Origin of the sequence: Virgibacillus sp. Bac332, assembly GCF_003667785.1 — a bacterium.
Classification (GTDB): Bacteria; Bacillota; Bacilli; order Bacillales; family Amphibacillaceae; genus Virgibacillus; species Virgibacillus salarius.
In genome coordinates this window covers 977,657-989,315 of the sequence record NZ_CP033046.1, presented here as the reverse complement: position 1 = coordinate 989,315, position 11,659 = coordinate 977,657, and the positions used below count along the sequence as shown (strand labels likewise).

10 protein-coding genes are annotated in these 11,659 nt (G+C 36.8%); all 10 read left to right on the top strand.

All coding sequences use genetic code 11. The annotated features are described in order from the left end of the window. Positions 1-24 precede the first annotated feature (24 nt). The 10 genes from dnaB to D9782_RS04575 all read left to right on the top strand — a co-directional run bounded on the left by dnaB (position 25) and on the right by D9782_RS04575 (position 11,655). Positions 25-1,392 carry a replicative DNA helicase gene (dnaB, locus tag D9782_RS04615; RefSeq protein ID WP_026680458.1) on the top strand — a complete coding sequence of 456 codons (1,368 nt, stop codon included), beginning with the start codon at positions 25-27 and terminating at the stop codon, positions 1,390-1,392. Between the two features lie 129 nt (positions 1,393-1,521). Continuing rightward, positions 1,522-1,680 (top strand): helix-turn-helix domain-containing protein, encoded by a 159-nt coding sequence (locus tag D9782_RS22715; RefSeq protein ID WP_162986331.1) that lies wholly within the window; start codon positions 1,522-1,524, stop codon positions 1,678-1,680. A 453-nt stretch (positions 1,681-2,133) separates the two neighbouring features. After that, the gene (locus tag D9782_RS04610) at positions 2,134-3,420 is read left to right on the top strand and encodes an adenylosuccinate synthase (protein WP_121604230.1); all 1,287 of its coding nucleotides are present in this window, start codon (positions 2,134-2,136) and stop codon (positions 3,418-3,420) included. Between the two features lie 755 nt (positions 3,421-4,175). Then, the gene (locus D9782_RS04605; protein ID WP_121604229.1) at positions 4,176-4,898 is read left to right on the top strand and encodes a YveK family protein; all 723 of its coding nucleotides are present in this window, start codon (positions 4,176-4,178) and stop codon (positions 4,896-4,898) included. After that, complete coding sequence (locus D9782_RS04600; protein WP_240455809.1) at positions 4,876-5,547, top strand: CpsD/CapB family tyrosine-protein kinase; 672 nt, start codon at positions 4,876-4,878, stop codon at positions 5,545-5,547. Before D9782_RS04605 ends, D9782_RS04600 begins: the two co-directional genes overlap by 23 nt. Before the next feature lie 198 nt (positions 5,548-5,745). Further along, positions 5,746-7,572 carry a polysaccharide biosynthesis protein gene (locus D9782_RS04595; protein WP_121604228.1) on the top strand — a complete coding sequence of 609 codons (1,827 nt, stop codon included), beginning with the start codon at positions 5,746-5,748 and terminating at the stop codon, positions 7,570-7,572. 23 nt (positions 7,573-7,595) lie between these two features. Next, positions 7,596-8,474 (top strand): UTP--glucose-1-phosphate uridylyltransferase GalU, encoded by an 879-nt coding sequence (gene galU, locus D9782_RS04590; protein ID WP_121604227.1) that lies wholly within the window; start codon positions 7,596-7,598, stop codon positions 8,472-8,474. 24 nt (positions 8,475-8,498) lie between these two features. Beyond that, on the top strand, positions 8,499-9,653 hold the full coding sequence (locus D9782_RS04585; RefSeq protein ID WP_121604226.1) for a glycosyltransferase family 4 protein: 1,155 nt from the start codon (positions 8,499-8,501) through the stop codon (positions 9,651-9,653). Beyond that, positions 9,638-10,756 carry a glycosyltransferase family 1 protein gene (locus tag D9782_RS04580; protein ID WP_121604225.1) on the top strand — a complete coding sequence of 373 codons (1,119 nt, stop codon included), beginning with the start codon at positions 9,638-9,640 and terminating at the stop codon, positions 10,754-10,756. The genes D9782_RS04585 and D9782_RS04580 overlap by 16 nt, the downstream gene beginning before the upstream one ends. Beyond that, the gene (locus D9782_RS04575) at positions 10,753-11,655 is read left to right on the top strand and encodes a glycosyltransferase family 2 protein (protein WP_121604224.1); all 903 of its coding nucleotides are present in this window, start codon (positions 10,753-10,755) and stop codon (positions 11,653-11,655) included. The genes D9782_RS04580 and D9782_RS04575 overlap by 4 nt, the downstream gene beginning before the upstream one ends. The last annotated feature ends 4 nt before the right edge of the window (positions 11,656-11,659 follow it).

The window sequence follows — 11,659 nt, the reverse complement described above, 5'->3', positions numbered from 1 at the left end:
TCTTCAGAGAGGGGAAAACAATCAATGAATGAGTCATGGAATGATCGTACTCCACCACATAATATAGAAGCTGAGCAATCCATTATTGGTGCGGTTTTCATTGATCCAGATGCGTTTTCTGCTGCTTCAGAGATACTGGTACCAGAAGATTTCTATCGTGCTAGTCATCAGCGGATATTTGCAAGCATGATTGCCCTTGCTGATCGTGGGGAGCCGATTGATGTTGTCACAGTAACTTCCTATTTGCATAATGCACAGCAGTTAGAAGAAGCTGGTGGCGTTCAGTATTTATCAGAGGTTGCGGAAAGTGTACCTACAGCAGCTAATATCGGTTATTATTGTCGAATTGTAGAGGAAAAGGCATTACTTAGAAGGCTAATACGTTCAGCAACAGACATTGTTACTTCTAGTTTCGAACGACAAGATGAAGTAGAAGATGTTGTTAATGAGGCAGAAAAGAGTATTTTAGATGTCTCTGGAAGGAAAAATTCTGGAGCATTTAAGGCCATCAAGGATGTACTAATTGATGTTTATGACAATATTGAACAACTTCATCATCAAAGTGCTGATGTGACAGGGATACCGACTGGATTCCGAGATTTGGATCGGATTACTTCTGGATTTCAGCGTAATGATCTTATTATTGTCGCTGCCCGCCCATCTGTAGGTAAAACTGCATTTGCGTTGAATGTAGCTCAAAATGTAGCCGTTAATACGGATGAAAATGTAGCTATCTTTAGTTTAGAGATGGGAGCAGATCAATTAGTTCAACGTATGCTTTGTGCAGAAGGAAATATTGACGCACAACGACTACGTAATGGTCAGTTGCAAGCTGATGACTGGAGTAAGCTAACTATGGCAATGGGGAGCTTATCGAATGCTGGGATCTATATAGATGATACACCTGGAGTACGTGTTGCTGATATACGTTCTAAATGTCGTCGTCTCAAGCAGGAGCATGGGCTTGGAATGATATTGATCGATTATTTGCAGCTTATTCAGGGTAGTGCAAATTCCAAGGAAAATAGACAACAGGAAGTATCAGAAATATCTCGTTCTTTAAAAGGTTTAGCTCGGGAATTGAATGTACCACTAATTGCCCTTTCACAGTTATCACGTGGTGTTGAATCACGACAGGATAAGCGTCCAATGATGTCGGACTTACGTGAATCTGGTAGTATTGAGCAAGATGCGGATATCGTCGGTTTCTTATACCGTGATGATTATTATGATTCAGAATCGGAAAAACAAAATATAATCGAAATCATTATTTCTAAACAACGTAATGGTCCAGTAGGAAATGTAGAATTAGCTTTTGTTAAGGAATACAATAAATTCGTTGATTTAGATCATCGTTATCAAGAAAGTGATGTACCACCAGTCCCTGTTTAATTTAGAGAGAGTGAGAAAAAAGAATGAAGAGACAATTAAAACGAACGATAATTAGTTGAAATGATATGCTCCCCTTAAGGCAGACAGATTAAAAAGTAAAAATCTGTTTCTACATGAAGGGGAGTTTTTATGACTCACAAATCATATTCAGTAGAATGGAAATATGAAGTATTGTTGGCTTTTAAGAATGGTTTAACACATAGCCAGTTATTCGCAAAATATCAAGTTACTATGTCTACAGTTTGTCCGAAGATCCACGAGGTAACGTGTTTTTCTTTACCAAGTTAGCGGAGTCCGTGCCCGTGGAAAGCGCGTATATTTTCACGATGTGGCGATGATACTCAGATTGATAATATGATTATTCGTATTTTGAGTAAAGAAGTTGTGTTTTGTGCCAGCCTCTTTTATGTTTAGAAATTATAAAATTAGCATGTGTGGATAAATAGTGGCGTGTTGAGCCCTCGTCTAGAAACTAGGCGACTTCACAAATTGTCCTAATCTAAGTCATCAGCGGATCGCAAGCTCACCGTGATTTTTTATCTCCGTTGACGTGCTCCAGCCGCTACGTTTTTAAACGGGTGTTTGCGCTTTGATTCTTTTTAATCAACTTTACCGAACAATTACATTAATTTCTATATAAATGTTCGTGTTTTGAATTGACTATCTGATTTTATACTGATAAAATTACTTTTGTGATTAAAGAAAAACGTATAATATATATTAATTCAGTGGAGGTGCACCATGTCATCAGTAGTAGTAGTTGGAACACAATGGGGCGATGAAGGGAAAGGAAAGATTACGGACTTCCTATCGCAAAATGCAGAGGTTGTTGCACGATATCAAGGAGGTAACAATGCAGGGCATACGATTAAATTTGATGACATCACGTATAAATTACATTTAATTCCATCTGGAATATTTTTTAATGAAAAAACATGTGTATTGGGTAATGGTATGGTAATCGATCCAAAGGCATTTGTGGAGGAGATTGCTTATCTACACGAACGTAATGTATCTACAGATAATTTACGGATAAGTAATCGTGCTCACGTCATCTTGCCATATCATTTAAAATTAGATATCTTGCAGGAAGAAGAAAAAGGCGAAAATAAAATTGGAACGACTAAAAAAGGAATTGGTCCAGCATATATGGATAAAGCAGCGAGATGCGGTATCCGCATTGCGGACTTAATGGATAAAGAAACGTTTCGTGCAAAATTAGAGCAAAATTTAAAAGAGAAGAATCGTTTGTTTGAGAAGGTTTATGAGGTAGAACCTATTCAAGTAGAGGATATTCTCGAAGAATATTATGATTATGGGCAACAAATGGCTAAATATGTATGTGATACATCTGTTGTATTAAATGATGCCTTAGACGATGGACGCAGAGTATTATTCGAAGGTGCGCAGGGTGTCATGCTTGATATTGATCAAGGAACCTATCCTTTTGTAACATCTTCTAATCCAATTGCTGGAGGAGTAACCATTGGTTCTGGTGTTGGGCCTACAAAGATTGATCATGTAGTAGGTGTTTCCAAAGCATACACAACGCGTGTAGGTGATGGACCGTTTCCAACGGAGTTACATGATGAGATTGGTGACCAGATTCGTGAGGTTGGTCGTGAATATGGGACAACAACAGGGAGACCGCGTCGTGTTGGCTGGTTTGATAGTGTTGTTGTTCGTCATGCACGTCGTGTAAGTGGTATTACAGATTTATCTTTAAATTCTATCGATGTACTAACAGGTATTGAAACATTGAAGATTTGTGTAGCTTATCGTTATAAAGGGGAAATTATTAAGGAATTTCCAGCAAGTTTAGCGGCACTTGCTGAATGTGAACCAGTCTATGAGGAAATGCCTGGATGGACAGAAGATATCACAAATGTGAAAAGCTTGCACGAGCTCCCTGAGAATGCACGTCATTATTTAGAACGTGTTTCTCAGTTAACGGAGATTCCATTATCCATCTTTTCTGTTGGACCGGATCGCTCGCAAACCAATGTTGTACGAAGTGTATATAGCTAATTTAACAGGTACCAAAAGGTAATTAGTCTGGTAGTAAAAATTAATCTACGTCGTTATAGAAAACGGGACTGTCCCAACAGTCGATTCTAAATGAATTTAATGGGGCAACCCCGTTTTTTTGTTTATATGAGCTTTTCAACTAGGTTTTGATGAGTTGAAGTTATAGGTCCATAAAAACAAATTATTCCTTTCCCATTCTAAACTGAGTCAACTTCAGCAATTAGCTAGTCATATTGAAATATGAAAAAGCTGAATAGTAGAATACTGTTCATTTCCACTACAGTCGGACGCTTTCCACGGGCGGTCCGTGAGCCTTCTCATCGCTTGTCTTCTGCGGGGTCTCACTTGGCCACGCTATTCCGTAGGAGTCGTACCTTTTCATTCCAATCATGGAATCAATGTATTGAATATCATCTCACATAGGAACATAACATATCGAAATATCCATATATGTTATAGCGTCCTTCGCTGTTTTTAAATAATCTGTTCTAAAGTGCATTATTTGCACATATACTGTGGTTGGACTATTGAGCTTTTGTAGTAAATTCATGTATATAAAAACAGGATGATAAAAAATTAATTGTTGACTTGTTCTTTATAAAGAACTAAACTATAAATAACTATTAGACGGTTTACTAATATATCTTGCTTCCTGCTAAAATAGTAATTTTTTTGCTTTAATTGTTCTATATAAAGAATGATAGGGATGTTATTAAGAAAGTAAAGCATTCATAAATAATAGGGGAGGTACCTTCATGGACAATGAAACGATAAATATACAAAAAAAGAAGAAGGATATTAACTTAAAAGAAGTATTTGATTTGTTAAAAAAAAGAGCATGGCTAGTTATTGCCATTACCATTCTTTTTACATCAGCTGGCTATCTATATAACAGTTTTAATAATACCCCTATTTATCAAACGTCGACAAGGGTGATTATTGGCGCGGATAGTGAATATATGAAGACACTCATGGTAATGATTACCGACCCATTAATTATGGATAAAGTGAAAGAAGAATTACAGCTATCACAAACATCTGAAGAGCTTGCCGAACAAATTGAGGTAGCGAGAATAGAAGATTCACAAGTGGTACAGATTTCTGTTAGGGACAGCGACTCTGCTCAAGCTGTTGAAATCGCCAATACGACAGCTACAGCGTTTAAAAGCGAAATTGCCGATATTTTAGATTTTAAAGAGGTGCAATTACTATCTTCTGCGGATGAAAATCATCAAGCTATAAATGGTGGACAGCATAAAATAGTAATTATTTCATTTATATTTGGTGCCATTACTGGTTTAGGATTAATTTTTTTACTTGATTCCTTGGATGGAACAATTCGAAAAGAAAGTGAGTTAGAATTGGTTCTTGGTGTACCGGTAATTGGATCGATATCGAACGTGAATAAGAAAAAGTTTGTAAAAAGAAGAAGACAAAGAGAAATAAACGTAAGGGGTGAGACAGCTGATATTAAGTAAGAGTAAGCGTAAATACATGAAGAAGGGAAATCTTATAACACATGCTTATCCTGATTCGATCATAGCGGATCAATTTAGAACAATTCGATCCAATATGAAGTTTTTAACCAATAATCCAAATCATCGAATATTTCTCTTTACATCGGTAGGAAGCGGGGAAGGCACATCAACAGCTATTTCAAATCTAGCTGTTACGATGGCTAAACAAAATGAAAAGGTACTGTTGATTGATGCTAATTTACGAAGTCCAGCCGTACAGAGTGTTTTTAAAAAAGAAAAAAGCTTAGGGCTAACGAATTTGCTTACAAAAGATTTAACATGGAGCTCTGTTATTAATCAGACGGGAATTGGTGAGCTTGATATTCTTACAAGTGGTTCGAGTATTTTTAACCCTGCTGAAATAGTAGAAAGTGCGAAGATGCAGGAATTATTGAAAGAGTTCAAAACGATATATGATGTTATTCTAATTGATTCTCCAACTATCTTAAAATATACAGAAACAAGGTTACTGGCAAATTATAGTGATGGTGTGGTTTTACTTGTAGGCAGAGGGAAGACGGATTTAGAGGACGTTATCGAGGCTAAAAGAGTGCTTGAATTGGCGAAAGCGAATGTAATGGGAGTTATTATCAATGAAAAATACAAATAAATTTTTTTAAACCAATTGTTCGTTATTAAGAATTAAAACTGGTTTATGGTGATGTCTACTCGCCGTTATCAAGGTAGGCACTCGGTCATGCTGTGGGTTGTCAAACCTTAGACGCTAGTCGTCGATAGTGTGGTGTGAGGATGGGTTAGATGCCCAATCTATTTACATAAGAAAGTTTGTATGAGGGGAGGGAAGTTTGTGACATATCGACAAAGGTTATCATTTTTTATCTGCATTGATTCCTGTATTGTACTTTCTGCCATTTTTATAAGTAGTTTTTTAGTTGGGGAGCCTATTCATGTCGAGAACACATTGTTATGGATAAGTACGATTGCTATTTTATGTAGTCATTATTTCTTTTCATTATCTTATAAACTTTATAAAAAAGTATGGGAATATGCAAGTACAAATGAATTATTGCTACTTTTAAAAATTGTAACTTACGCTGCATTCGTTACAGGTGTTGTTCAATTCATTGCATTACAAGAAATACGACTTAAATTTTTAATGATAACATGGCTGCTACATTTGTTTTTTATTGGTGGTTCACGATTAGTTTGGCGATTGTACCGTGATTCTATTATAAATAGACGAACAACAAAAGTGAGAACTTTGATAGTTGGTGCCGGATCAGCAGGAACAATGGTTGCAAGACAATTATTAAAAAATAGTGAATGTAGATTGCTACCAATTGGCTTTATTGATGATAATAGCAAAAAGAAAAATCTTGATATTTTAGGACTTCCTGTTATAGGTGGCGTAAGGGAGATTGTCGATGTTGTTGAAGAACGTAAAGTAGATAATATTATTATTGCTATTCCTTCTTTACCTGAAAAGGAGCTAAAGCCCATTATTCAGGAATGTGCTAAAACTAAAGCAGAAACAAAGATCTTACCTTTACTGGAGGATCTGATTACGGGGAAAGTTTCTGTAAATCAATTTCGTGATGTCGAAGTGGAGGATCTCTTGGGAAGAGAACCGATAGATATAGATATCGAAAGTATTTCCAAAAATATTCAAGGAAAGAGGGTTCTTGTAACAGGGGCCGGTGGATCGATAGGATCGGAATTATCACGACAACTAATAGAATTTCAGCCAAGTCATTTAATACTGCTAGGTCATGGTGAGAACAGTATTTATACCATTGAGATGGAGTTAAAGGAAAAAAAGCAGAATGATGCAGTTGAAATCACAGCAATTATTGCAGATATTCAAGATAAGGATAAGATGATGGATGTGATAAAAACTCACAAGCCAGATATTATTTATCATGCTGCAGCCCATAAACATGTACCATTAATGGAAAAAAATCCAGAAGAAGCTGTAAAAAATAATATGATAGGAACCATGAATGTAGCAATAGCTGCCAGCGTACATCAGGTGACGACTTTTGTAATGGTTTCAACAGATAAGGCTGTTCATCCAACTAGTGTCATGGGTGCATCAAAAAAACTGGCAGAAATGATTATTCAGGATATGGATAGAAAAAGTGATACAAAGTTTGTCGCTGTTAGGTTTGGAAATGTATTAGGTAGCCGCGGAAGCGTTATACCATTATTTAAAAAGCAAATCGAAAGAGGAGGACCAGTTACCGTAACACATCCAGATATGGTTCGTTATTTCATGACAATTCCTGAAGCCTCAAGGCTAGTTATCCAAGCTGGTGCATTAGCTAATGGGGGTGAAATTTTTGTACTAGATATGGGAGAGCCTATTAAAATCGTTGACCTTGCCAAAAATTTAATCACGCTTTCGGGCTTTACACTTGATGATATAGAGATAACCTATACCGGAGCTAGGCCGGGGGAAAAGCTGTTTGAGGAACTACTTACTGAACAGGAAATAGTAGATCAACAGATTTATCCAAAAATTTATATTGGGAAAACGACAGAGATCCAAATAGAGAGCATTCAAGATATTCTAACAACGTATACGAGTTTAGATTCACACGCTTTAAAGAATCGATTAATAGAGATAGCAAATAGTAAGACAATCCATAAATCTGAATCGGTAGTCACCATATAGAAATGAAGTGGGGGAAACAGAATATGAAGGTTAGGAAAGCTATTATCCCTGCGGCTGGGCTAGGTACTAGATTTTTACCTGCTACAAAGGCGATGCCAAAGGAAATGTTGCCAATTGTTGATAAACCTACTATTCAATATATTGTAGAAGAAGCAGTTGCTTCAGGGATTGAGGATATCATTATTGTAACAGGGAAAGGAAAGCGGGCTATCGAGGATCATTTTGATCATTCCTTTGAGCTGGAGCAAAGTCTTATGAATAAACAGAAATACAACTTGCTACATGCCGTACAACGTTCTTCAACACTCGTGGATATTCATTATATACGGCAAAAAGAACCCAAAGGTTTAGGGCATGCTATCTGGTGTGCACGTAAGTTTATCGGTAATGAACCGTTTGCTGTTTTATTAGGAGACGATATTGTGAAAGCAGAAACACCGTGTTTAAAGCAACTATTGAATCAATTTTATCATTGCCAGTCACCGGTTATTGGTGTGCAGAATGTAAAACGAGAAGATGTATCCAAGTATGGGATTGTAGCTGGACAGTTAATGGAGAATCATCTGTACCAAGTCAAGGATCTAATTGAGAAACCGAAGCAACAAGAGGCTCCATCTACCTTAGCTATTTTAGGTAGGTATATTTTAACTCCAGCCATATTCGAAATTCTCAAGTCACAGGAACCTGGTACAGGAGGGGAAATTCAATTAACGGATGCCATAGCAAAGCTAAATGCATATGAATCTGTTTATGCGTATGCATTTGCTGGTGAACGTTATGATGTTGGTGACCAATTAGGGTTTATGCAAACAATTATTGCTTTTGGATTGCAGCGAGAGAACTTAAGGAAGCCATTATTAGATTATCTTGCAACCGTAGTAGAAACAGAGTTAACTAGGTAGTCTTTAAGAAAAGGTGAATAGAGTATGCCAAAGAAAATCTTATTCTGTGCAACCGTAGATTATCATTTTAAAGCATTTCATCTGCCATATTTAAAGTGGTTTAAGGAGCAGGGCTGGCAAGTCGAGGTTGCTGCTAAAGGTTCAATGGAATTACCTTATGTTGATCATAAATATAATATCGAGATTGACAGATCGCCATTTCGTCTAGCAAATTGGAAAGGCTATAAGCAATTAAAATCATTAATCGAGAAACAACAGTATGCTATCGTCCATTGTCATACACCTATGGGTGGTATGTTAACTAGAATGGCGGCAAGGAGGGGAAGAAAGAAAGGGACGAAGGTTTTGTATACAGCACATGGATTTCATTTTTGTAAAGGAGGATCATGGAAAAGTTGGCTCATCTATTATCCTATTGAGAAGTATCTTGCTCGTTTATCGGATAGCTTAATAGTAATTAATAATGAGGACTATCAATTAGCGGTGAAGCATGGTTTTAAAGCAGGGGAGATCAACAAGGTTAATGGTGTTGGTGTTGATCCAGCTACATTTATCCCGATAGACCAGGCAAAAAAAGCAATACAAAAAAAGTCATTCGGGTTTCAACCAGATGACTTTTTACTATTTCACGCTGGAGAATTTAACAAAAATAAAAATCAGCAATTCCTCATCCATGCTTTAGCTTATTTAAAAGAAGAGCTCCCGAATGTAAAGCTACTCCTTGTTGGGGAGGGTGATCAATTCCATTTTTGTAAGGAGTTAGCTACAAAGCTTGGCGTGGAACATCTTATCCAATTTCTTGGATTTCGTAAGGATGTACATAACCTCTTGCCTATTTGTGATATTGCGTTGGGTTCCAGTTATCGAGAAGGCTTACCCGTAAGTATTATGGAGGCAATGGCATGCGGTATTCCAATAGTCGCTACGAATAATAGAGGATATAGGGAATTAATCAAGTGTAATGAAAATGGTATCGTGCTACCACAAATGGATTCTAGATTGCTTGCTCAACAAATAAAGCTTCTATCTGAAACACCAGCACAAAGGCAATCATTAGGTGAAAATGCTCGTGATACAATTTTACAATATTATAGTCAAAGCTTGGTACTAGAGCAGTTGCGTAGCATTTATAAAAGGTATATGAACGAAGGGGAGGAGAAAGTATGGGTAGCCCACTAAGAGTCCTTCATGTTGTCGTAAATATGAACAGAGGGGGAGCAGAAACGCTACTGATGAATTTATATCGAAATATGGACCGAACAAGGGTTCAATTTGATTTTTTAACGTGTAGAGAAGGTGAATTCGATGCAACAATTAAGCAGATGGGTGGACGTATTCATCGGATCCCTTATATTACGGATGTTGGGCATCATGGATTTAGGCGGGGTTTACGACAGTTTTTTCAACAAAATCAAGAATATTCCATTGTTCATTCCCACCTCGATAAGATGAGTGGACTCGTTCTTCGAGAAGCTAAGGCAGCGAATGTACCCATTCGAATATCCCATAGCCACAATACGGAAAGTGAAGGAAGTCTAGCTACAAAACTATACAAGAGCTTTGCAGGCAGCTTTATTACACAGAGTGCTACCCATTATTATGCATGTTCTCAAGCTGCAGCAAATTGGTTGTTTAAAAATAAGGCACAGCAAGCTTTTATTCTAAAGAACGGCATTGAAGCAGATAAATTTCAATTTTCTCAGCAGTTACGCAACGATATGCGGGAAAAGCTGCGTATATCAGAAAATACATTTGTAATAGGTCATGTTGGAAGGTTTACACGACAAAAAAATCATCTATATTTACTAGAATTATTTAAGGAAATACAACGTGAAATACCTAATACCGTCCTATTATTAGTTGGGGATGGACCATTAAAATCAAAAGTGAAAAAAAGAATTAGTGAGTTGAATCTTGAAAGTCATGTGCGTTTACTTGGTATACGAAAGGATATACATCTTTTATTACAGGCGTTTGATACGTTTATCTTTCCATCTTTACATGAGGGGTTACCGGTTACATTGATTGAAGCGCAAAGTGCAGGTTTACCCTGCATCATTGCTAATACGATTACGAAAGAAGTGGATATGGGATTCGGTCTTATAGAATATATAGAACTTAATGCTAAGGATCGTTGGATCAAGCAGATAATGAAATGTCATAAAGCTGCCTTCACTCGTTATATGTATGAAGATGCAGTGTCGCAAAGGGGATATGATATACGAAAAACCGCACGTGAAACCCAAGACGCTTACATCAATTTACGAGAGGAGATTGTATGAAACGTATAACGATATTTACTCCTACTTATAATAGGGCCTATTGTCTTCACCATTGTTACGAAAGCCTAAAAGCACAAACCTCTGAAGATTTTATATGGTTAATTGTGGACGACGGTTCGACCGATCATACGCGCGAATTAGTAGAAAAGTGGAAAGAAGAAGATGTGATACAAATTGATTATTGTTGGCAGCCAAACAAAGGGATGCATGGTGCACATAACACTGCCTATGAACGCATCCAAACAGAATTAAATGTTTGTATCGATTCAGATGATTATATGCCAACGGATGCTGTTGAAAAGATTCTAACATTTTGGGATGACTATGGCAGTGAACAAGTTAGTGGAATTATTGGCCTTGATGCAGATAAGCATAATAAGATTATTGGCACTCCGTTACCACAGCACGTCAGCCAATCAACATTATTTAATCTTTATCACAGATATGGTGTTAAAGGGGATAAGAAGCTTGTCTATCGAACAGCATTAACGCGGAAGTATAACTATCCACTATTTGAAAATGAAAACTATCTAGGACTAGCATATAAATATTTTATGCTAGATAGGGATTATGAAATGTTATTAATGAATCAAGTACTATGCCATGTAGAATATCTACCTGATGGTTCTTCTTATAATATGATAAATCAGTATCGAAATAACCCAAAGGGTTTTTCTTTTTACCGTAAAGAGCTAATGCAGCTACCGTTCGCTAGTACTTCTTTTAAATTTAGGCAGGCTATCCACTATGTATCAAGCAGTATGCTAAGTAATAATCGTTCATTTCTCAAAGAGACACCAGTAAAAACACTTACAATATTAGCTATACCACTTGGCTTTTTATTGTTCTTATATATTAAGTTTAGATCGACTACTACCACAATGACCTCAGCCCAATAAAGAT